This is a genomic window from Rhizobium sp. 2MFCol3.1, assembly GCF_000377565.1.
In the GTDB taxonomy this organism is placed as follows: domain Bacteria; phylum Pseudomonadota; class Alphaproteobacteria; order Rhizobiales; family Rhizobiaceae; genus Rhizobium.
The window spans coordinates 17,765-39,096 of sequence record NZ_KB898355.1; the positions used below are offsets into that span (position 1 = coordinate 17,765).

Genomic DNA, 21,332 nt, shown 5'->3' on the forward strand with positions numbered 1-21,332 from the left:
AATGACGACTTACGTATTGACGGTAGCCTGCAAATCGACACGCGGCATCGTGGCGGCGATTTCGACCTATCTGGCCGACAAGGGCTGCAACATCATCGATAGCTCGCAGTTCGACGATCTCTCCACCGGCATGTTCTTCACCCGCGTCAGCTTCATCTCCGAAGAAGGTGCGACACTGGCGGCCATTCGCGAAAGCTTCCAGCCGATCGCCGAGAAGTTCGAGATGACCGCGGAAATCCACGACGGCGACCAGCGCATGAAAGTGCTATTGATGGTCTCGCGCTTCGGTCACTGCCTCAACGATCTGCTCTACCGCTGGAAGATCGGTGCGCTGCCGATCGATATCGTCGGCGTGGTGTCCAATCACTTCGACTATCAGAAGGTCGTCGTCAATCACGACATTCCCTTCCACCACATCAAGGTGACGAAGGAAAACAAGCCCGAGGCCGAAGCGCAGATCATGCAGATCGTCGAATCGACTGGCACGGAACTCGTCGTGCTCGCCCGCTACATGCAGGTGCTCTCCGATGCCATGTGCAAGAAGATGTCCGGCCGCATCATCAACATCCACCACTCCTTCCTGCCGTCTTTCAAGGGCGCCAACCCCTACAAGCAGGCCTATGAGCGTGGCGTGAAGCTGATCGGCGCCACCGCGCATTACGTTACCGCCGATCTCGACGAAGGTCCGATCATCGAGCAGGACACGGCACGCATCACCCATGCACAGTCGGCGGACGATTACGTCTCGATCGGCCGCGATGTCGAGAGCCAGGTTCTCGCCCGCGCCATCCACGCCCACATCCACCACCGCGTGTTCCTGAACGGCAACCGCACCGTAGTCTTCCCGGCAAGCCCGGGCAGCTACGCCTCCGAGCGCATGGGCTAAACGATGGCGACAGTAATCGACGGTAAAAAGGTTGCAGCTTCGGTCATCGACACGGTGAAGGCGGCAACATCGGCACTGGAAAAGCAGAGCGGCGTTCAGGCCGGTCTCGCGGTCATCATTGTCGGCGACGATCCGGCAAGCCACGCCTATGTAGGCTCCAAGAGCAAGATGGCCAAGGAATGCGGCTTCAAGTCCGTGCAGCACACGCTGCCGCTCGAGACGACGCAGCAAGAACTGGCCGCGCTCGTCGCTTCCCTCAACGCCGATGACACGATCCACGGCATCCTCGTGCAGCTGCCGCTGCCCAAGCACCTGAATTCCGAGCCGATCATCCAGTCGATCCTGCCCGAGAAGGATGTCGATGGTCTTCACGTCGTCAACGCCGGCAAGCTGGCGGTCGGCGATCTCGAGACCGGCCTCGTCTCGTGCACGCCCGCCGGCGCCATGGTCTTCGTGCGCCGCACCCACGGCGAGGATCTCTCCGGCCTCAACGCCGTCGTGGTCGGTCGTTCCAATCTGTTCGGCAAGCCGATGGCGCAGCTGCTGCTCAACGCCAACGCCACGGTGACCATCGCGCATTCGAGAACCAAGGATCTGCCTGCAGTTTGCCGCAACGCCGATATCCTGGTTGCCGCCGTCGGCCGTCCCGAGATGGTCAAGGCCGATTGGGTCAAGCGCGGCGCGACCGTCATCGATGTCGGCATCAACCGCATCGCAGCGCCCGAAAAGGGTGAGGGCAAGACGCGTCTCGTCGGCGATGTCGCCTTCGCCGAGGCGGCCGAAGTCGCGGATGTCATCACCCCGGTTCCCGGTGGCGTCGGTCCGATGACCATTGCCATGCTGATGGCCAACACCGTGATCGCTGCGCACCGCGCCGCCGGCCAGGTCGTGCCCCGTTTCTGTTAGCGCGGATTGCGGGAGAGCTGCCGTGGCCAATCTCCGTCTGTGATGATTAGGCGCTCGTCGCGAGCGCAGGGCAAAGTAATCTGGCGTTGAGCGCGGCCGACGTGAATTGCCCAAGCACCAAATCTCATCGCGCCGGCTCCAGAACACTGTCTGACTGTTCGCGCTCATTCTCGCGAGGCCTGAAGTCACGCCTGTCTGCGGGAGCCGAGTTGACGTAATCGCCTCAAGACCTCAAAAAAGTATTTCCGCGTTGACGAGGTGAACATCATGAGGCGAGTGAGAATTGAAGATATCGCTGAAGAGGCTGGCCTCAGCAAGGCGACGGTTGACCGTGTTGTGCACAAGCGTGGTCATGTCCGTGCCGAGACCGCCAGCAAAGTTGCCGAGGCAGCACACAGGCTGGGTTACTACGGCGCCAATCTCATTGATCAGCAGCTGGCGATCAAGCTCACCCGTGTGAGACTGGGGTTTGTCCTGATCAAGGAGAAGCAGGAGTTCTACCAGAATTTCAAAAACGAACTCGAAGCAGCTGCGATGGCACGGGAGGATGTGCGAGCAACGCCGCTCGTCCGTTTCGTATCATCGCAGTCGCCCTCCGACATGGCGGAGGCAATGCTCGCGGTCGGAGAGCACACCGATGCGGTAGCCTGCACCGCCGTCAATCATCACGCGGTCACGGCAGCCACCGAGACCTTGCGGCAAAGGGGCAAACCTGTTTTCGCACTGCTGAACGACTTCGCCCCGGGCGCGCGGGAGCACTACATCGGACTGGACAACCTCAAAGCAGGGAAGATTGCCGGGTGGATGATTTCGACGGCGGCCAAGGGTCCCGGGAAGGTAGCCTTGTTTATGGGCAGCAACCGTTGGGTCGGTCACGAGTTGCGGGAGACAGGATTTCGATCCCAGTTTAGGCAATCCGGGCCAGACTTGGCTCTGCTCGATTCCGTCATCAACCTCGAAACTCGCCAGCTTACCTACGAGACGACCCTCGCCCTTCTTGAACGCTACCCCGACCTGACGGGCATCTGCGTTGCCGGAGGCGGCATGGAGGGGGCGATCGCGGCACTGCGCGAGATGCGTAAGCCCGGCGAGGTCGCGCTCGTCGTAAACGAAATTACGACGGTGAGCCGTGCGGCGCTGTCGGACGGCTATGCCACAATGGTCATCAGTACCCCATTGTCCGCTTTGTGCCGCGAGACGATAGAACTGATGGTTCGATCGGTTATAGACGGCCAGACACAACAGCTCGGTCAACGCTTCCTGGAGCCCCAAATCTATCTACCGCCTTCAGTGTAGTTCTATGAGGTGAATACCTCAAGACCTACGAACATCTACCTCAGCAAAGACGTATTCCCGCGAGCGGCCATTGTTCTGGCATAGTGAATTTGTCATTTGACAGTCCGTAGCCAATTGGGAGGGCGGTTCGGTTCCGCCCGTATGGATGGGAGAGGAGACTATCTATGGAATGGGCGCTGAACCAAATGACGACACCTCACCTCAGCTACCAGGATTTCCTGGTGCTGGCCCGATCGCTGAACTGCGTCGGTGTCGAAGTCCGCAACGATTTGAAGCGGCCGCTTTTCGATGGGCTAGCGCCGACAGAGGCGGGGCGGATCGCCCAAAACGAGGGACTGCGTCTTGTCGGTCTTTCCCAAGTCTATCCGTTCAACATCTGGTCGCCACCGATCAAGAGTGAAGTGCAGAAACTTATCGCTGTCGCCAAGGCGGCGGGCGCCGAAACCATCAGCCTCATACCCCGCAACGAGGGCTTGGATACCAACGAAGTGGAACGCAAGGCCCACCTTGCTGAAGCACTGCGCGAGATTTTGCCGCTCTTGGAGGACGCTGACATGACGGCGTTGGTGGAGCCGCTAGGCTTCCTCCGCTCGTCGCTGCGAAGCAAATCCGAGCTCGTGTCGGAGATCAACGCGCTTGTCGCCAGCCACAGGTACAAGCTCGTGCACGACACCTTCCATCACGTACTCGCCGACGGTGGCGCCATTTTCCCCGAGAACACCGGGATCGTCCATATCTCCGCCGTGGCTGATCCATCGCTGCGCGTGGACCAGATGGAGGACGAGCACCGAGTACTCGTGGGCGCCGACGACAGACTGGACAATGTTGGCCAGATCGCGGCACTCCTCGCCGCCGGCTACAAGGGTCCGATCTCTTACGAGTGCTTCTCGCCTTTGGTTCATGACGTGAAAGATCCCTACCAGGACATCAAGGCGTCGATGGCGTTCATTGAGGCCGGAGTTGCCACCAACGCGGCCGCATAAATCCAAATGGGAGCCGGATCGGTTTGCTAGAGCTTGAACCGACTTCGGCGATCCATTCACTCCGACCGCGTGCGGTTATTTCCTAGGGAGGTTTTTATGACAGTGAGATTTGGTCTTCTCGGCGCCGGTCGTATCGGCAAGGTTCACGCCAAGGCGGTCAGCGGCGATGCCAATGCAAGGCTCGTTGCCGTCGCCGACGCCTTTCCGGAGGCCGCCAACGCCATCGCATCCGCCTACGGCTGCGAAGTCCGCACCATCGAGGCGATCGAAGCCGCCGGCGACATCGACGCCGTCGTCATCTGCACGCCGACCGACACCCATGCCGACCTGATCGAGCGCTTCGCCCGCGCAGGCAAGGCGATCTTCTGCGAGAAGCCCGTCGATCTCTCCGTCGAGCGCGTCAAGGCCTGCATCAAGGTCGTCGACGAGACCAAGGGCAAGCTGATGGTCGGCTTCAACCGCCGCTTCGACCCGCACTTCATGGCCGTGCGCCATGCCATCGACGATGGCCGCATCGGCGACGTCGAGATGGTGACGATCACCTCGCGCGATCCTGGCGCCCCGCCTGTCGACTATATCAAGCGCTCGGGCGGCATCTTCCGCGACATGACGATCCACGATTTCGACATGGCCCGCTTCCTGCTCGGCGAAGAGCCGGTCGCCGTCACAGCAACCGCCGCCGTCCTCGTCGACAAGGCGATCGGCGAAGCCGGCGATTACGACAGCGTTTCCGTCATCCTGCAGACCAAGTCGGGCAAGCAGGCGATCATCTCCAACTCCCGCCGCGCCACCTATGGCTACGACCAGCGCATCGAGGTGCACGGCTCCAAGGGCATGGTCTCGGCCGAAAACCAGCGCGCCGTCTCGATCGAAGTCGCCAACGGCGAAGGCTACACCCGCCCGCCGCTGCACGACTTCTTCATGACCCGCTACACTGAAGCCTATGCCAACGAGATCGCAAGCTTCATCGCCGCCATCGAAAAGGGCGCCAAGATCTCCCCCTCGGGCGCCGATGGCCTTGCCGCCCTCGTGCTCGCCGACGCGGCCGTCCAGTCCGTCAAGGAAGGCAAGCTGATCAAGATCTGCTGACGGTTTTCTCCCGACCGAAAGCCACATAGGAGATGGCCGGGGCCCGACCCGGCCATTTCTATTTCAGGGTGCAGCGGTTCGAGTCCCTTCAGTTTCTCTTGCCCTCCAATCAATTTTAGCGTTAAACAAAGTCGCGGTGAACCTTTGAATTCCCTTCGTCCCGAGGAGTTTGCCGCAATGCATCTGCTCAAGTCGTGATGATCAGTCGTGGCGTGCGCCACGCTTTTCCCTGGGAGGGGGTAAACTGGATGAATGCTGCCGGCATGGAGGAAAGCGACGTCACTATCGTTGGCGCGGGACCGAGTGGCGCGATTACGGCGCAGGTTCTCGCCAAAGCGGGAATGTCGGTGGTCTGTCTCGAGCAAGGTGAGTACCCGGACTACACGTCGATCAAGTTTGAAGAGCCTGGCTTCGAGTTGCGCAAGGACATGGGCTTTGGGTTCAATCCAAACCGCAGAAAGATGGCTTCGGACTATCCCATCAACGTTGACGATTCCGACATCAACCCATTGATGTGGAACGGTGTTGGAGGCGGTTCCGTCATCTATGCCGGAGCCTGGAATCGCTTCCAACCGAGCAACTTCAAGGTCAAGACGCTTGATGGCGTCGGTGCTGACTGGCCGTTGAATTATGACGATCTGGCTCCGTTCTACGAGCGTGTCGAGTTGCAGATGGCAGTATCGGGTGTCGGTGGCGATCCAGCCTATCCGCATTTCGACCCACCGCTGCCGCCGTTGCCGTTGGGCGCGATCGAGCGGCGGTTGTTTGGCGCGCACAAGCGTCTGGGCTGGCATATCTGGCCGGGCACCAATGCGATCGCGACCGTTCGGCATGCCGGTCTGCAACCCTGTGTCCGTCGTGGAGCCTGTTCGGCGCCGGCCTGTTTCGATGGCGCGAAGGCTTCCGTGGACCGCACGCATTGGCCGACGAATATCAGGCTCGGCGTCAAACTGGTGCAACGGGCACGCGTCATCCGCATCGAGACCGATTCACGCGGGCTGGCCACAGGCGTGACCTATGTCGACCGCGATACCGGAAAGACGCATACGCAGAAAAGCAAGATCGTCGTCATCTGTGCCAACGGTATCGGTACACCGCGCATTCTGCTCAACTCGGCCACGTCAAGATGTCCCACGGGCCTCGCGAATAGCTCAGATCTGGTTGGCCGTAATCTCATGTTGCATCCCTTTACCACGGTCACCGGGCTGTTCGACGAGGTGATGGACAGTTGGCAGGGAACGGCCGCACAGCGTGCCTATTCACTTGAATTCGCGGAAACGGATGCTGCTCGCGGGTTCATGCGGGGAGCGAAGTTGATGCTGATGCCGACAGGCTCTCCGCTGGGCACCATCAACGCGCATCCCTGGGGCACGGAGACGGAATGGGGGCAAGAGTTTCACAAGACGGTCTACAAGCGCTTTGGCCGCTCGGCCATCTGGGACATCATCGCTGAGGACCTGCCGTTCGAGCACAACCGGGTGACAATCGATCCGGAGTTGAAGGACGCCGACGGAATTCCGGCGCCGAAGGTCAGCTACCGCTATGACGACGGCATGTATAAACTCCAGAAGTTCATGCAGGAGCAGGCGAAAACGTCAATGCGCGAGGCCGGCGCCTACGAGACGATAGCCGCTCCGCCGTTACGTGAAACCGGGTGGCATATTCTCGGTACCGCACGCATGGGCGATGATCCTGAAACGTCTGTGGTCGATGGCTACGGGCGCTCGCATGATGTTCCGAACCTGTTCGTGATCGACGGGAGCGTCATGCCGACGTCGGCTGCCGTCAATCCGACGGCCACTGTCGCAGCGCTCGCTTTACGCAATGCCGAGGCGATCGTTGCCGATCGTCGCGATCAGAAATTCTGAGGGGTGGGATATGTCTATGACTTATGATGATGTCCGCCAGCAATTGGACTGGCTTTGCGATGCGATGATCCCTGGCGATCCGGAGCTGGGCTTTCCGTCGGCGCGGGACGTTGGCGTCCAGGAGACGCTGTTGCCGATGGCGCTCAAGACCCGGTCCGACCTGGCTCCTGCGGTCTTGTCGATCGTGGCCGGGTTTCCGAGGGAACGTCCAGACGATCCACTTGCTTTGGTGGCCGCCCTCAGCCCGGATGATCGCGCGCTTCTCGGCAGGTTCGTCGCTGGTGCCTATCTTGCCAGTCAGGCCGTCATGGCTCAGCTGGGATACCCGGGCTTCCAAGCGCTGCATATCGAGCCCGACTATGACGAGATCATGGAAGCCGTGGAGCCGATCATCGCTCGGGGCCCGTGTTACCGTCCGGTCTAAACGCTTCTGACGATGTCAGGACCATGGCTCCGCGTTATTCGCGGGCCAACCCTTGCGTGAATCCTGGCTTGGACTCGATTAAGTTCAATGCATTTTGTTTAGCGCTCAATTTAACCGTTGACACCGCTATAAGCTTTGTTTAGCGTTAAAAACGTGCAATGGACGTCTCGGGAGATGAGGCTCTGTCGCATTAGGGAGGCTATCTTTTTACAAAAAGCACGTCTGACCATGTCCACGTGGAGATAGTCAGGCGGAGGCGATTGTAGCGCACCAAACGACAGGCGGATTGGCCTGGCGCCAGGAGCGTTACGCCCGATGCTTGGCCATGTCGATCGATGCCTTCCACCAGGCAGGGAGTTTCCCTGAGGAATGGCCCAGCAATGGGTCGAACGTGGAGAACCGCATAATGGACCTGTCCCGCCCCGAAACTCCGAGACCCTCGTCGGTTGCTCAACGTCTGGCCCGGCTGCACGCTGCGCTTCTGACGCCTTATGATGCCGATGGAGAGGTGTCGGTTGCTTCTCTCAAGCGCCTTATCGCACACGTCAAGGGAATGGGCATCGACGGTTTTTATGTCGGCGGCTCGACGGGCGAAGGGCTCTTGCAATCCGTTGATGAGCGGCTGGCCATCTTCGAGACCGTTGCTGCCGAGGCGGGCTCGGGCGCCAAGATCGGCCATGTCGGCGCAATCGCGACCCGCGACGCACAGGTGCTCGCAAAGGGATGTAGCGATCTTGGCTATGATGCCGTATCCGCTATCCCTCCCATTTATTTCCCGCACCGCAAGGATGCGATCTTCGGATACTACGAAGATATTCTTGATGCCTCCCAAGGCACTCCGCTCATCATTTACAACATTCCGAATATGAGCGGAGTCATCTTCACGCTCGATGACCTTGCACGGCTCCTGAGCCTGCCCGGCGTTATCGGGATCAAGCAGACCAGTATCGACATGTACCAGATGGAGCAGCTGCGCCGCTCGTTCCCCGACGCGCTCCTGTTGAACGGTTTCGATGAAATGCTGATGGCGGGCCTCGCTTCCGGAGCGAATGGCGGCGTCGGCAGCACCTATAACGTCATGGGGCAGCGGTATCTCCAGATGCAGGAGAAACTAGCCGCCGGGGACTTGGCCGGTGCCGCGCGCATCCAGTCCGCCTGCAACGAGGTGATCGACGAACTCGTCCGGGTGAGCGTGTTCCCCGGCATGAAATACCTGCTCTATCGCCTGGGCGTGATCGACACGCCGGTTTGCCGCAAGCCGCTGCTGACGCTGTCGTCGTCGACATGCGGTCGCCTTGAAGAGATTGCCGCCCGGCTCGCCTGACGCGGCCTTGATATCACGAACCAGGCGACCGCCAGGAGGTCGCCGCCCAATGACTCATGAGGATGAGATATGAAACTGGTACCGATGAAGAAGCTCATGGATGCGGCGTACGAAGGCAAGTACGCAGTCCCCGCATTCAACTGCGCGAGCCTGGAGATGATCCAGTGCGTGCTTCAGACCGCGGCGAAGCTGCGTTCGCCTGTTATCCTCGGCATCCACCCGGTCGAGGTTGCCTACTTCGGTAGCGCCGCGGTGCCGGTGGCGATCGCGAAGACTGTGGGCGCGGACCTCGACATTGAAGTCGCCATCCACCTTGATCATGGCGACTCCGAGAAGTCCGTCATGGGTGCCATCCGCGGCGGGTTCTCCAGCGTCATGTATGACGGCTCGCATCTGCCGATCGATCAGAACGTCGAGAATTCCCGTCGTGTCGTCGAAATCGCACATGCTGTGGGCGTCACCGTCGAAGGCGAGATCGGCACGATCGGTAACACCGACGAATTCGGCAACAAGCTCGAAAACGCCCATCTGTCCGATCCCGATTGGGCCGAGCGCCTGGCGAATACCGGTATCGACTGCCTCGCCGTCGCCATCGGCAACGCCCATGGCTTCTACGCCGAAGAGCCGCGGCTGCGCTTCGACCTCGTCGAGGAAATCCGTCGCCGGATCAAGATCCCGATGGTTCTCCATGGCGGCACCGGTATCCCTTACGACCAGGTCCAGCGCGCAATCACCATGGGCGTCGCCAAGATGAACGTCGGCACTGCGCTCCGCTACGCCTTTGTCAAGGCGGCGAAAGACACCTGTGACAGAGAGCCGACCAAGGATCTGCCGCTCATGACAATTGGCACCGCCGGCATCGCCGCGGGCGCGGAGGTCGTTCAGCAGTACATGGAAATGACCATGTCGGCCGGCCGCCTGCGTTGATTGGAGACCTGATTATGAACGTAAGAACCGAAAAATTCGAAGTGGAGGGGCACGTGAAGGGCCATAAGATTCAGGACATCGAAGTCCATCTCGTTTCGACCCAGGCTCCTTCGGGCCTAGCCGACGCGACGCGCAAGGTCGAGACCGTCGGCATGACAGTCGTCCGTGTCAAGACGGACCAGGGTCTCGAAGGTATCGGCGTGACCTACCACGAGGTCGGCGGCGAAGCGATCCGCGCGCTGATCAAGAAGGATATGGCACCTCGTCTGAAGGGTCGCGATCCGTTCGATACCGAAGTCATCTGGCGCGAATTCTTCGCGATCTTCCGCGGCGTCGGCCGCAAGGGCCTGATGTTCTGCGCACTGTCGGCAATCGACTTCGCGCTCTGGGACCTCAAGGGCAAGATCCTGGATATGCCGCTGCACCGCCTGTTCGGGGGTGGTCGCTCCCGCATCCCCGTCTACGCAAGCGGCGGCTGGGCGAGCTATGAAGATGACCAGCTTGTCGAAGAAATGCAGGACATGGTCCGTCAGGGCTACAAGATGGTGAAGTTCAAGATCGGTTACGACAATGGTCGCAATCCGAGCAGAGACGTCGAGCGTGTCCGCAAGGTCCGCGAGGCCCTCGGCCCGGATATCGGCCTGATGATCGACGCCAACAACTGCTGGGACGCGGCAACCGCAATCCAGTTCGCAAACCGCGTTCGCGAATACAATCCCATGCTTCTCGAAGAGCCTGTATTCGCCGACGACATTCCGGGTCTTGCCCGGTTCAAGCGTGGAACGGATATCCCGCTCGGTACCGGTGAGCACGAATACACGAAATGGGGCGTTCGTGACCTGCTGATGGCAGACGCTGCCGACATCGTTCAGGTCGATGGCGCCCGCGCCGGCGGCTACACCGAGATGATGAAGTGTGCAGCGCTTTGCGAGGCCTGGAACGTAAAGTTCGCACCGCATGCGATGGAGCATATCCATATCCCAATCGCTAGCACGGTCGCGATCGTGCCGTTCCTCGAGCGCCTGCGCCTCTTCGAGCCGATCACCCACGCGGTCTACCTGAACGCCCAGGTGCCGACGGACGGCTATCTCGATGTCATCGAGGCGCCCGGTCACGGCCTCCAGCTGAACATGGATTTCATCCGCTCCAACGACGAACGCGATTGAGATCGCGATCGATTTCTGCAGATATTTCCGCCTAGCATGCGGAGTTGAGGAGACACTTAAATGCAAATGATCCTTGGACACGGCTTGGCCGATGCCAGCGACAAGAAGACAGCGCTGATTATCAACCCGGCCAGCGGGGAAACAGTCGACACCGTGCCGGAAGCCAGCGTCGAAGACGTGCAGCGCGCCATTGCCGTTGCCGTCGAAGCACAGAAGGACTGGGCGGCCCGCACGACCCGCGAGCGTACTGACCTGATCCGCAAGGCTGCCGGCATTATCCGCAGTCGCCGCCTCGAACTCGGTAAGATCCTGTCGCTCGAGTCCGGCAAACCCTATATGGCTGAAGCTGTCTGGGAATTCGATTCCGTAGCCTTCATCCTCGAGGCAAGCTGCGAAGTCGCCAAGCACCACTACGGTGCGGTCATGCCGTCTTCCACGGAATCCGGTTATGACGAGGACCTGCAGTTCACCCTGCATATCCCGCGCGGCGTGATCGCGGCCATCGTGCCGTTCAACTTCCCGCCGGCAATCTGGTCGTTCAAGGTCGGCGGCGCGCTTGCGGCCGGCAACGTCATCATCGTCAAGGCGCCGCACCAGAACCCGCTTGCCGTCATCGAATGCCACAAGATCCTCATCGAGGCCGGCATTCCTGCGGCGGTCGCCCAGTGCCTGACGGGTAACGGTCCTCGCGTCGGTGGCACGCTCGTCGCCGATCCGCGCATCGACATGATCAACTTCACGGGCAGCACCCATACCGGCAAGCTGATCGCGAAGGCTGCGGCCGAGCATTTGACGCCATACTACTTCGAGCTCGGCGGCAACGACGGCCTGATCATCTGCGATGATGCCGATATCGATCTCGCTGTGAACGAAGCCGGCGACAAGTCGCGCAATTCCGGCCAGGCGTGCAGTGCCGCCAAGCGCTTCATCGTCCACAATTCCGTCAAGAAGCGCTTCATGGAGCGCCTGATCGACGAGAAGCTGTCCAAGCTCGTTCTCGGCGATCCGATGGACCCGATGACCACGATGGGTCCCGTCATCGACAAGCAGGCTGCCGACAACATCGAGAAGCAGGTCAACAAGACGGCGGATCAGGGCGGCAAGGTCGTGTTCGGCGGCAAGCGCCGCAACTCCTACGCATTCTATGAGCCGACCGTCATCGCCGACGTCACGCCTGACATGGATATCGCGCGCGACATGGAAGTCTTCGGTCCGGTCTGGCCGATCATCGGCTTCGATACATTGGATGAAGCGATCCAGATCCACAACAACACGAGCTACGGCCTGGGTGGCGGCATCATCACGCCGGACACCCGCAAGGCCCTCCAGGCGGCGAGCAAGATGGTGACGGGCCACGTCGCTATCAACGCATCCGGCGGCTTCCGCGCGGCGGAACTGCCGTTCGGCGGCGGCAAGAAAGGCAGCGGCAACAGCCGCGAGAGCATGTCGGAAGTGATGCGCGAGGTCACGCATCAGAAGTCGATCATTCTGCGCAACGTCTTCAAGCAGGATTGACGCGAAGGCGCCGCAGTCTCACTCCACAGTCCAGTTGCGACTTTCAGATTGCGACGCCCATAAGGGGCTGCCCGTTTCTCCTACGGGCAGCCCTTGTCATTTGTGATTGGGTTAAGCGCCGATCGAGTGTAGGGCTGCACCATTTTGGTGGATGCAGGGCCAACCGGCAAGGAAACAGCAGGTGACGACTTTGGGAGAGCTGATCGATAGCAAGCGCCGAGAGCTCGCCGAGGAGACCGTTGGCGTGCGGCGTAGCTGGGAAGATATGTTCAAGTATACGCTCAAGCATTACCCCAAAGACACGTCGCTGCAGGATTTCGATGTCGAGGCATTGAAGGCGCTGCTTGTCGCATCCGACTTGAACCCACCGATAGTAGACGGATATGTCAAGAGATGGCGGGCGTTGCTTGGCCGCTAGACAGAGTGGCACCGCCGCGGATTGGCGACAATCCGGGGCAATGCACCAAGCATGCTTCGACACACCGGCGCTATGACGCCTTCGCCACCGAGCCGCGCGTGACCATCTGATAGGGAAACACGACATCCGCGTCGGCGTCGTCTTCAGGGTTGGCCTTCCTGCGACCAATGGCGGCTGCCAATAGTTCGACGGCGCGTTCGGTCATCGCAAGGGCGTCCTGATGAATGGTCGTCAAACCCGGCCACGCCTGCTCGGCCACAGGCGAGTCGTCGTATCCGACGACGGAGAGTTTTTCGGGGACGGCGATCCCGCTGTTATGCGCGACGGCGAGCACACTGGCGGCCAAGGTGTCGTTGGCGGCAAAGATTGCAGTCAGTCCAGGCTCCTGCTTGAGCAAGCGCTCCGCCGCCTTCACACCTTCCTGGAAGTTGAAGTCTGTCCGCACGATCCAAGCGGGGTTTCCCTTGATCCCACCGTCAGCCAGCGCGTCCTTGTAACCTTCAAGTCGCGCGATGCTGCCGCTCTGTGTTTCTGGGCCCGCGAGGTGTCCGATCTTGGTATGACCGTGGTCGAGAAGCATCGTCACCAGCTCGTGGCTGGCCTTTCGGTCGTCGCCACGCACCGCCGACATTCCCGGGATAGGGAAGCCCGGCGCGATCGCTACGGCGGGCACATCCAATGCCTTCTTCTTGAAGGTCGAAGCTGCGAATTCCGCGACCGGTGAGGGAAGCAGGAAGCCGTCGATGCCGGCCTCTTCCATGCGGTGCATGGTGTTTCTGAGCGCTTTGGGATCGTCGAGCTTGGCCAATTCGACAGAGACGTCGACTTGCAGGCGCGATGCCGCCTTCATGGTGCCAACGATGACCGACGCAATGAACGGGTTGGTGACGCCGGTGTAGATCAGGCCGATATGCGGGCGAGCAATACCGGCGAGCTGCTGCGCGGCGCGGTTGGGCGTGTAGCCCAGCTCCTTGATCTTAGCCTGGACGAGAGCTCTGAGGTCATTGCCGACGTTGGCGCGCTCGTGGATGACGTTCGACACCGTCATCATCGACACGCCGGCCGCGTCGGCAACCTCCTTCAAAGTCACCTTCTGCGTTCCTCGACCGCGTCGGCGTGGCGTGTCTTTTGTGTCCATTTTTGTCTCCGGAGCCCTGGGGGAAGGGGGATAACTATACGATCCGAACGATCGATGCGCGGATCGTCGCGCAAAGGGCCGATATCTGGTGTAGTCCCGCGTCTGCCTGCTCGTGTCCTCGCGTTGGCTAAACAACTGTCTAGCCGATTGAATTCTGGACGAACGCTCATCTGCCGCGTTTACCCGTCGTGAATTGAATCATTGCCCGATCGAAATGTAGTTGACAACAGTTAGTTTAGCGCTAATTTGGTTTAGCGCTACATTTTGGAGGCGGTACTCGGAAATCCCGACAAGATCGCTGGGTAGGGGCGCTATAGGTTCTGAGGAGGACAATCTATGAAGAGTTCCGTGTCTGTGGTCGCGATTGCGGCCGCACTGTTCATGCACGCAGCTTCCGCGATGGCCGATGGTCCGCAGGCTGAAGTCATGCACTGGTGGGTTTCCGCAGGCGAATCCGCCGCTGTAAAGGAAATCGCCAACGCCTATACCGCGCAGGGTGGCGTCTGGAAAGACAATGCAATCGCGGGCGGCGAAGTGGCAATTGCCAACATCATCTCCCGTATCACCGGCGGCAATCCGCCGACCGCAGCGCAGATGCCGCTTGGCAAGCAGCTCGACGACCTGGTCGCGCAAGGTCTGCTTGCGCCCGTCGACGATGCCGCCAAGGAAACCGGCTTCTACGACAACATTCCCGAGACCTTCCAGAAGGCCATGACTTTCCCAGATGGCCACATGTACGCTCTGCCGATCAATGACCACGGCCACAACTGGCTCTGGTACAACAAGAAGGTCTTGGCCGACGCAGGCGCGAAAGAGCCGGTGACTTGGGACGACTTCTTTGCCGCTGTTGACGCCATCAAGGCCAAGGGCAACGCGGTTCCGATCGCCGTCGGCGCTCAGCCATGGCAGCTCGGCCAGACCTTCCTTTCTGTCCTGCTGACCAAGCAGGGTCCTGTTCTCTTCAACAAGGTGTTTACCGATCTCGACCTCGACGCCGTGAAGTCGCCGGAGTTCAAGGATGCAGTGGCAACCTTCCTCAAGCTCCGTGACTATTCGGACAACGGCGCGGCAAACCGTGAATGGAACGTTGCCGCCAACATGGTGATCACGGGCAAGGCCGGGTTCCAGTTCATGGGCGACTGGGCGAAGGGTGAATACACTGCCGCGGGCCTCAAGCCCGATGTCGAATATGGTTGCCAGATCCTCGGCAACGGCGACGGCAAGCAGTACTTCAACGTATCGTCCGACGCGATCATCTTTCCGGTCAACAAGGGCGCCGACCAGGACAAGGCTCAGGCGATGCTCGAGCGCATCATGATGGGCAAGGACGTCCAGGTCGCCTTCAACTCGAAGAAGGGTTCGGTTCCGGCGCGTCTCGACGTCGATGCGAGCAAGCTCGATGCCTGCGCGGCAAAGGGTATCAAGATCTTGCAGGACCCGGCCCAGCGCATTCCAAACGTCGACTTCCTGGTTTCCCCGGACACGATCGGTGCCGAGCGTGACCTGGCTGCCCAGGCCTGGGCCGACCCAAGCTACACGCCGGACAAGTTCATCGAGTCTTTCACCAAGATCATCGAAGCCGAAAAGTCGATGCGCTGATTTGACGACGGCCCGCCGGCCAAGGTCGGCGGGTCACCCATACTTTAATTCGCAGGCAGCAACATGTGGGAGGAACGCATGAACATCCAATTGAAACAAGGCCGCGTCGGTACTGATATCGCTGGCCCCGTCACTGAACGCTTGAGCCTCAAGGGTCGGGTGGCAATGGTCACGGGTGGGTCGCGTGGCATCGGCAAGGCATTCGCCATCGGCCTCGCCGAAGCCGGCGCCGACGTCGTCGTTCTCTCGAAGAGCTCGAAGGAAGAAGGCGAGGCCGTGGCCGCGCAGCTCCGCGAGATCGGCACCAAGGGTTCTTTCGCCATGCTGGCGGACGTCACGAGCCGTTCGGCGCTCGACGCAGCCGTCGATGAAGCCGTCAAGCGTCTCGGCAAGGTTGACATCATGGTCGCCAATGCCGGCATCGGCATCGACGTCAATGCCGAGGATATGACCGAGGAGCAGTGGGATCGTCTGATGGACGTGAACCTCAAGGGCGTGTTCTTTGCTGCGCAGGCCGCTGCCCGTCACATGATACCGCGCAAGGCCGGCAACATCATCGTCACCTCGTCGCTTTCCGCCTATGTCGCCAACGGCAATCCGCAGGCCTGCTACAACACGTCGAAAGCCGGCGTGAACATGCTCGTCAAATGCCTTGCCTACGAATGGGCGCGCCACAACATCCGTGTCAACGCCATCGCGCCCGGCTTCATCATGACCGATATTCTGGGCCCCTATCTCAGCGAATTCCCGGATGAAGCCTACGGCTACATGATTAAGCCGGCGGCCATGAACCGCATCGGCACGCCGGACGAACTCGCGGGCGCCGCGGTCTTCCTCGCATCGGATGCCTCGAGCTACATGACCGGGCAGTGCATGGTCATCGATGGCGGTTACTCTCTGACGCCGCTCGAAAATCGGCTGCTGTGATGGCTGTCCTCGAGAACACCGCACGGGTTGCCGCCAGGAAGGCTACCCCCAGACGGAGGACGGCATCGAAATGGGGAAGCTATGTCGGCTTCCTCCCTGCATTGCTCGTCGTTCTCTTCGTCTACATCTTCGCAATGGCCTGGACGATCTGGATCTCGTTCACGAAATCCAAGATGCTTCCGGTCAACGAGTTCGTCGGCTTCGCCCAGTACAGCCGCCTCTTCGGTGACGAACGCTGGCAGATATCGGTCGTCAACCTCGGCATTTTCTGCTCGCTCTTCATCGGCGCCAGTCTGGTACTCGGTCTGCTGATGGCGATCGCGCTGGACCAACGCGTCCGGTTCGAAAATAGCCTGCGCACGATCTACCTTTATCCGCAGGGGATGTCGTTTATCGTCACGGGACTGATCTGGCAGTGGATTCTCAACCCGCAAATGGGTCTGCAGCAGTTCTTCCACGATCTCGGTCTCACCTGGGTTACGATCGATTGGCTCACCCGCTCCGACAAGGCGATTTACGTCGTGGCCTTAGCTGGCGTATGGCAGGCATCCGGACTCGTCATGGCCATCATGCTGGCTGGCCTGCGCGGCGTCGATGAAGACCTCGCCAAGGCGGCGAAGGTTGATGGCATCAGCCCGTTCCGCTTCTACGTCCACATCGTTCTTCCGCTGCTGAAGCCGATGTTCGCGACGGCCGTGGTGCTGCTCGCGGTGGGTGGCGTCAAGGTCTACGACCTGGTCGTCGCGCTGACCAACGGCGGGCCGGGCATATCGAGCGAGGTTCCCGCGAAGTACGTCATGGAATTCCTGTTCCGTCGGGCAAACATCGGTCTCGCGTCGGCGGCGGCTTCGGTGATGCTCATTACGGTGATCGCGGTCGTCGTCCCCTACGTCTACCTCGAACACTTCCGTAAGCAGAAGGGGAGGACCCCGGTATGACCGCGGATATCCAGCACACACTACGGCATAATCCGAACGCAAGCGGGCGCAAGCCCAAGCAGGTAACCGCCGGTCGCGTCGGGCTCTACGCCTTCATCATCATCACGGCCCTGTTCTTCCTGCTGCCGCTGATCGTGATGATCATCACGTCGTTGAAGACGATGGATCAAATTCGTCAGGGCGGCCTGTTCGACCTGCCGAGCCCGTTCGCCTTCGATGCCTGGGTCAGGGCATGGACTAGCGCCTGCACAGGTCTCACCTGCAATGGCGTCAAGGTCGGGTTCTGGAACTCGATCCGCATTCTCGTCCCGAGCACCATCCTGTCCATCGGCATCGCGGCATGGACCGGCTACATGCTCTCCTTCTGGCGGGTTCGCGGAGCAACGGTCCTGTTTACGATCCTGATGGTCGGCGCGTTCATTCCGTTCCAGGTGTTCATCTACCCGCTCGTTCGCGTGTTTTCGACGGTGGGCATCTTCGGAACGGTCACCGGCATCGTCATCGTGCACACCGCTTTCGGCCTGCCGATGCTGAGCCTGCTCTTCCGCAACTTCTTCATGGGGCTGCCGATCGATCTGTTCAAAGCATCGCGTGTCGATGGTGCGAGCATCTGGCAGATTTTCCGGCACATCATGCTGCCCATGGCGACGCCGATGGTGATCGTCGCCGTGATCCTTCAGGTCACCGGCATCTGGAACGACTTCATTCTTGGCGTCGTCTTCGCCGGCCCGAACAACCAGCCGATGACCGTTCAGCTGAACAACATCGTCAACTCGGTGTCCGGGGAGAAGGAATACAATGTGAACATGGCTGCGACCATGATCACCGCTCTCGTTCCATTGGCCGTCTATTTCCTGTCCGGACGCTGGTTCGTCCGCGGGATCGCGGCCGGCGCAGTGAAAGGATAAGTCATGGGTGTGGTCAAAGCGAATAATGTCTCGGTCGCTTTCGGTGCCGTGAAGGTCATCGAAAACCTCAACCTCGACATCAAGGAAGGCGAGTTCGTCGTTCTTCTTGGTTCCTCGGGCTGCGGCAAGTCGACCCTTCTGAACTGCATCGCCGGCCTCCAGGAGATCGCCGACGGTGAAATCTGGATCGGCGACGACAATGTGACCTGGGCTGAACCCAAGGATCGTGGCGTCGGTATGGTCTTCCAGTCCTACGCGCTCTATCCCAGGATGACGGTGCGTGAAAATCTGAGCTTCGGACTGCGCATGGCCAAGATGCCCAAGGCGGAGATCGAGAAGCGCGTCGCGCGCGCAGTGAGCATTCTGCAGATCGAGAAGCTGCTCGACCGGCGGCCAGCCGAATTGTCGGGTGGTCAGCGCCAGCGCGTGGCGATCGGGCGTGCGCTGGTGCGCGATGTCGATGTGTTCCTGTTCGACGAGCCGCTTTCCAACCTCGACGCGAAGCTTCGCACGGAACTGCGCGTCGAGATCAAGAAGTTGCACCAGCAGCTCGGCTCCACGATGATCTACGTCACCCACGACCAGATCGAGGCGATGACCTTGGCTGACCGCATCGCGGTCATGAACAAGGGGATCATCCAGCAATTCGCGGCTCCCAAGCAAGTCTATACGCGTCCCGCAAACCGCTTCGTCGCAGGCTTTGTCGGATCGCCGTCGATGAACTTCATCAAGGCGACCGTCAGCGATGCCGGGCAGGATGCGAAGACGGCGGACGGACGCTCCATCTCGCTCAAGGGCTACGAAGGCGGAGACCGGTTGGCTGCGGGCAAGCAGATCGAGATCGGTATTCGCCCCGAGCAGTGGATTATCGATGGACAGTCCGCAAGCGGCCAGGCCCTCGACGCACAAGTCACCGTTGTCGAAAATACCGGCGCGGAGAGCCTGATCTGGGCAAAGGTCGGAGACGAGACCGTCTCCGTCAAGGTCGCTGATGATACCGGATATCATGAAGGACAGAAGCTTCGGCTTTCCTTCAACCCGGCGTTCGTATCAGTATTCGACACCTCGTCGGGCGAAAGGGTCTAACGCCCGGCGAGCCAAATGCGAAGGACGGGAGTGCCCTTCGCCACATTCATAGGGAGCTAGTTTATGTCCACCAAAAGGGTCGCCGTCATCACCGGAGCGACGGATGGTATGGGGAGGGTGGTTGCGCCGCAACTCGCCGAGGCGGGATACCATGTGGTCGTCCACGGCCGCAGCGCGGAACGCGGCGCTGAAGTCGTCGACAAGATCAAGAAAGCGGGTGGTTCGGCCGAATTCATGGGCGCGAACCTGGCGTCGCTGGCCGACATCCGCCGATTCGCTACGGAGCTGAAAAGCCGGTTCCCGAAAATCCACCTTTTCATCAACAATGCCGGCATCGGCACGGGACCGGAGGACGCTGCGCGCGAGTTCAGCGACGATGGCTTGGAGCGCCGCTTTGCGGTCAACTACCTGTCGGTCTACCTGCTGACCCGCCTCGTACAGGACAGCGTGATCGCCGCAGCGCCGTCGCGCATCGTCAACGTCGCCTCTGACGGCCAGCAAGCGATCGATTTCTCCAACGTTCAGCTGGAACGCGATTACTCGGGCGAGGCCGCCTATTGCCGCAGCAAGGTCGCCGAGATCATGTTCACGCTCGATCTCGCCGAAGAGCTGAAGGGCAAGGGTGTCACCGTCAACACGATGCACCCGAGCTCCTTCATGGACACCACCATGGTTCGCCAGATGAAGCACGCCGTTGTCGAAAGCATCGATGTCGGCGCCGGGCACCTGGCCGATCTCGCGCTCAATCCGAAGTTCGACGGCGTCACCGGCCGTTACCTGAACCGCGGCGTCGACATGCCTGCCAACGAGCAGTGCTACGACCTTGCCGCGCGCAAGAAGCTTCGCGATCTCTCTGTTGAACTCACCGGCATCTGAACGGACATTCCATGACCATCAATCACGCAGCCTACGTACTCGAAAACCGCAAGATGACGTTCGGCGAAGCAAAGATGCCGGAAGTCGGCATCCACGACGCCCTGATCAAGATGAAGTATTGCGGCGTTTGCGGTTCCGACGTCCACTTCTACGAACACGGCGAGCCGGAATTCCCGGATGTCTATCCGTTCATCCTCGGCCACGAGGGTGCTGGCGAAGTCATCGCTGTGGGCCGCGCCGTCAAGAACCTCAAGGTCGGTGACCGTGTGGCGATCGAGCCCGGCATTCCCTGCCGTACCTGCGAGTGGTGCTCCGGCGGCCGCTATAACCTTTGCCCGAACGTCGTCTTCCCGTCCGCTCCGCGCGAGCCAGGCATCCTGCGCAACTACGTCTGCCATCCGGCCGACCTATGCTTCAAGCTGCCGGATAACATGTCCTACGAAGAGGGCGCGCTGATCGAGCCGCTCGCGGTCGCCATGACCGCGGCGCGCGAGGCCGGCGCCCGCATCGGCCAGTCGGCCGTTATCCTCGGCGGCGGCTGCATCGGTCTCGTGACGCTACTTGCCCTTCGCGCCATGGGGCTGTCGAACATCACAGTGGTCGATCTTTTCGATATCCGCCTGAACAAGGCCAAGGAGCTCGGAGCGAAGAACGTTGTCAACGCCCGCGAGAAGGACCCGATCGCTGAGGTAATCCGCCTGCACGATGGCCTTGGCCCGGATCTGGTGTTCGAAACGGCCGGCAGCACCGTTGCTGCTTCGCAAACCATCAAGATGTGCAAGCGGGGCGGCACGATCATGATCGTCGGCAACGTCACGGGCGAGACCAAACTCGATCTCCAGCTGATGACCAACAAGGAACTGACGATCAAGTCGAACTTCCGCTACAGCAACATCTATCCGACGACGATCGACGCGGTCGCGTCCGGAAAGATCGATGTGAAGAGCATCATCTCGCGCTACTACAAGCTGAGCGAAGCTCCCCAGGCCTTCGAGGACTGCATCAACGAGAAGTCGACGATGGTGAAGGCCGTCATCAAGTTCGAAGACGCCTGATCG

Annotated in this window: 20 protein-coding genes; 19 read left to right on the forward strand and 1 reads right to left on the reverse strand. The window is 60.4% G+C overall.

Going from position 1 to position 21,332, the window contains the following annotated elements; genetic code table 11:
• Nucleotide 1 precedes the first annotated feature (1 nt).
• The 12 genes from purU to D460_RS0106090 all read left to right on the forward strand — a co-directional run bounded on the left by purU (nucleotide 2) and on the right by D460_RS0106090 (nucleotide 12,802).
• Nucleotides 2-886, forward strand: coding sequence for a formyltetrahydrofolate deformylase (gene purU, locus D460_RS0106035; protein WP_018897621.1), 885 nt, complete (start codon nucleotides 2-4; stop codon nucleotides 884-886).
• 3 nt (nucleotides 887-889) lie between these two features.
• Nucleotides 890-1,792, forward strand: coding sequence for a bifunctional methylenetetrahydrofolate dehydrogenase/methenyltetrahydrofolate cyclohydrolase FolD (folD, locus tag D460_RS0106040; RefSeq protein WP_018897622.1), 903 nt, complete (start codon nucleotides 890-892; stop codon nucleotides 1,790-1,792).
• A gap of 267 nt (nucleotides 1,793-2,059) precedes the next feature.
• Nucleotides 2,060-3,088, forward strand: coding sequence for a LacI family DNA-binding transcriptional regulator (locus D460_RS0106045; protein WP_018897623.1), 1,029 nt, complete (start codon nucleotides 2,060-2,062; stop codon nucleotides 3,086-3,088).
• Nucleotides 3,089-3,252: 164 nt separating this feature from the next.
• Nucleotides 3,253-4,071, forward strand: a complete 819-nt coding sequence (locus D460_RS0106050; protein ID WP_018897624.1) for a TIM barrel protein — start codon at nucleotides 3,253-3,255, stop codon at nucleotides 4,069-4,071.
• 96 nt (nucleotides 4,072-4,167) lie between these two features.
• The gene (gene iolG, locus D460_RS0106055) at nucleotides 4,168-5,160 is read left to right on the forward strand and encodes an inositol 2-dehydrogenase (RefSeq protein WP_018897625.1); all 993 of its coding nucleotides are present in this window, start codon (nucleotides 4,168-4,170) and stop codon (nucleotides 5,158-5,160) included.
• A 248-nt stretch (nucleotides 5,161-5,408) separates the two neighbouring features.
• Nucleotides 5,409-7,028, forward strand: a complete 1,620-nt coding sequence (locus D460_RS0106060; RefSeq protein ID WP_018897626.1) for a GMC family oxidoreductase — start codon at nucleotides 5,409-5,411, stop codon at nucleotides 7,026-7,028.
• Nucleotides 7,029-7,044: 16 nt separating this feature from the next.
• Nucleotides 7,045-7,452 carry a hypothetical protein gene (locus D460_RS0106065; protein ID WP_018897627.1) on the forward strand — a complete coding sequence of 136 codons (408 nt, stop codon included), beginning with the start codon at nucleotides 7,045-7,047 and terminating at the stop codon, nucleotides 7,450-7,452.
• A 325-nt stretch (nucleotides 7,453-7,777) separates the two neighbouring features.
• A complete protein-coding gene (locus tag D460_RS0106070) occupies nucleotides 7,778-8,776 on the forward strand; it encodes an N-acetylneuraminate lyase (protein ID WP_081619861.1) in 999 nt (332 codons plus the stop codon).
• A 69-nt stretch (nucleotides 8,777-8,845) separates the two neighbouring features.
• Entirely contained in the window at nucleotides 8,846-9,703 is an 858-nt protein-coding gene (locus D460_RS0106075) for a class II fructose-bisphosphate aldolase (RefSeq protein WP_026282842.1), read from the forward strand.
• 14 nt (nucleotides 9,704-9,717) lie between these two features.
• Nucleotides 9,718-10,869, forward strand: coding sequence for a mandelate racemase/muconate lactonizing enzyme family protein (locus D460_RS0106080; protein WP_018897630.1), 1,152 nt, complete (start codon nucleotides 9,718-9,720; stop codon nucleotides 10,867-10,869).
• A 60-nt stretch (nucleotides 10,870-10,929) separates the two neighbouring features.
• Nucleotides 10,930-12,384, forward strand: coding sequence for an aldehyde dehydrogenase family protein (locus D460_RS0106085; protein WP_018897631.1), 1,455 nt, complete (start codon nucleotides 10,930-10,932; stop codon nucleotides 12,382-12,384).
• A 181-nt stretch (nucleotides 12,385-12,565) separates the two neighbouring features.
• Nucleotides 12,566-12,802 (forward strand): hypothetical protein, encoded by a 237-nt coding sequence (locus D460_RS0106090; protein ID WP_018897632.1) that lies wholly within the window; start codon nucleotides 12,566-12,568, stop codon nucleotides 12,800-12,802.
• A gap of 70 nt (nucleotides 12,803-12,872) precedes the next feature.
• Here the strand turns inward: D460_RS0106090 and D460_RS32620 are convergent, their stop codons facing one another.
• Nucleotides 12,873-13,940 carry a LacI family DNA-binding transcriptional regulator gene (locus tag D460_RS32620; protein ID WP_081619862.1) on the reverse strand — a complete coding sequence of 356 codons (1,068 nt, stop codon included), beginning with the start codon at nucleotides 13,938-13,940 and terminating at the stop codon, nucleotides 12,873-12,875.
• Nucleotides 13,941-14,276: 336 nt separating this feature from the next.
• Between D460_RS32620 and D460_RS32625 the strand changes: the two genes are divergently transcribed.
• The 7 genes from D460_RS32625 (at nucleotide 14,277) to D460_RS0106130 (ending at nucleotide 21,329) form a co-directional block, all read left to right on the forward strand.
• Complete coding sequence (locus D460_RS32625) at nucleotides 14,277-15,539, forward strand: ABC transporter substrate-binding protein (RefSeq protein ID WP_018897634.1); 1,263 nt, start codon at nucleotides 14,277-14,279, stop codon at nucleotides 15,537-15,539.
• A 78-nt stretch (nucleotides 15,540-15,617) separates the two neighbouring features.
• Entirely contained in the window at nucleotides 15,618-16,466 is an 849-nt protein-coding gene (locus D460_RS0106105) for a glucose 1-dehydrogenase (RefSeq protein WP_018897635.1), read from the forward strand.
• On the forward strand, nucleotides 16,466-17,404 hold the full coding sequence (locus D460_RS0106110; RefSeq protein WP_051110769.1) for a sugar ABC transporter permease: 939 nt from the start codon (nucleotides 16,466-16,468) through the stop codon (nucleotides 17,402-17,404). The genes D460_RS0106105 and D460_RS0106110 overlap by 1 nt, the downstream gene beginning before the upstream one ends.
• Nucleotides 17,401-18,312: a carbohydrate ABC transporter permease gene (locus D460_RS0106115; RefSeq protein ID WP_018897637.1), complete on the forward strand. Its 912-nt coding sequence runs from the start codon at nucleotides 17,401-17,403 to the stop codon at nucleotides 18,310-18,312. Before D460_RS0106110 ends, D460_RS0106115 begins: the two co-directional genes overlap by 4 nt.
• Before the next feature lie 3 nt (nucleotides 18,313-18,315).
• Nucleotides 18,316-19,398 carry an ABC transporter ATP-binding protein gene (locus D460_RS0106120; RefSeq protein ID WP_018897638.1) on the forward strand — a complete coding sequence of 361 codons (1,083 nt, stop codon included), beginning with the start codon at nucleotides 18,316-18,318 and terminating at the stop codon, nucleotides 19,396-19,398.
• A 63-nt stretch (nucleotides 19,399-19,461) separates the two neighbouring features.
• Nucleotides 19,462-20,274, forward strand: coding sequence for an SDR family NAD(P)-dependent oxidoreductase (locus tag D460_RS0106125; protein ID WP_018897639.1), 813 nt, complete (start codon nucleotides 19,462-19,464; stop codon nucleotides 20,272-20,274).
• Between the two features lie 11 nt (nucleotides 20,275-20,285).
• Nucleotides 20,286-21,329, forward strand: coding sequence for an NAD(P)-dependent alcohol dehydrogenase (locus D460_RS0106130; RefSeq protein WP_018897640.1), 1,044 nt, complete (start codon nucleotides 20,286-20,288; stop codon nucleotides 21,327-21,329).
• The last annotated feature ends 3 nt before the right edge of the window (nucleotides 21,330-21,332 follow it).

Bases quoted from the DNA above. Each gene is read 5' to 3' on its own strand.
- purU (WP_018897621.1), top strand. From the start codon at position 2: ATGACGACTTACGTATTGACGGTAGCCTGCAAATCGACACGCGGCATC.
- folD (WP_018897622.1), top strand. From the start codon at position 890: ATGGCGACAGTAATCGACGGTAAAAAGGTTGCAGCTTCGGTCATCGAC.
- D460_RS0106045 (WP_018897623.1), top strand. From the start codon at position 2,060: ATGAGGCGAGTGAGAATTGAAGATATCGCTGAAGAGGCTGGCCTCAGC.
- D460_RS0106050 (WP_018897624.1), top strand. From the start codon at position 3,253: ATGGAATGGGCGCTGAACCAAATGACGACACCTCACCTCAGCTACCAG.
- iolG (WP_018897625.1), top strand. From the start codon at position 4,168: ATGACAGTGAGATTTGGTCTTCTCGGCGCCGGTCGTATCGGCAAGGTT.
- D460_RS0106060 (WP_018897626.1), top strand. From the start codon at position 5,409: ATGAATGCTGCCGGCATGGAGGAAAGCGACGTCACTATCGTTGGCGCG.
- D460_RS0106065 (WP_018897627.1), top strand. From the start codon at position 7,045: ATGACTTATGATGATGTCCGCCAGCAATTGGACTGGCTTTGCGATGCG.
- D460_RS0106070 (WP_081619861.1), top strand. From the start codon at position 7,778: ATGTCGATCGATGCCTTCCACCAGGCAGGGAGTTTCCCTGAGGAATGG.
- D460_RS0106075 (WP_026282842.1), top strand. From the start codon at position 8,846: ATGAAACTGGTACCGATGAAGAAGCTCATGGATGCGGCGTACGAAGGC.
- D460_RS0106080 (WP_018897630.1), top strand. From the start codon at position 9,718: ATGAACGTAAGAACCGAAAAATTCGAAGTGGAGGGGCACGTGAAGGGC.
- D460_RS0106085 (WP_018897631.1), top strand. From the start codon at position 10,930: ATGCAAATGATCCTTGGACACGGCTTGGCCGATGCCAGCGACAAGAAG.
- D460_RS32620 (WP_081619862.1), bottom strand. From the start codon at position 13,940: ATGGACACAAAAGACACGCCACGCCGACGCGGTCGAGGAACGCAGAAG.
- D460_RS32625 (WP_018897634.1), top strand. From the start codon at position 14,277: ATGAAGAGTTCCGTGTCTGTGGTCGCGATTGCGGCCGCACTGTTCATG.
- D460_RS0106105 (WP_018897635.1), top strand. From the start codon at position 15,618: ATGAACATCCAATTGAAACAAGGCCGCGTCGGTACTGATATCGCTGGC.
- D460_RS0106110 (WP_051110769.1), top strand. From the start codon at position 16,466: ATGGCTGTCCTCGAGAACACCGCACGGGTTGCCGCCAGGAAGGCTACC.
- D460_RS0106115 (WP_018897637.1), top strand. From the start codon at position 17,401: ATGACCGCGGATATCCAGCACACACTACGGCATAATCCGAACGCAAGC.
- D460_RS0106120 (WP_018897638.1), top strand. From the start codon at position 18,316: ATGGGTGTGGTCAAAGCGAATAATGTCTCGGTCGCTTTCGGTGCCGTG.
- D460_RS0106125 (WP_018897639.1), top strand. From the start codon at position 19,462: ATGTCCACCAAAAGGGTCGCCGTCATCACCGGAGCGACGGATGGTATG.
- D460_RS0106130 (WP_018897640.1), top strand. From the start codon at position 20,286: ATGACCATCAATCACGCAGCCTACGTACTCGAAAACCGCAAGATGACG.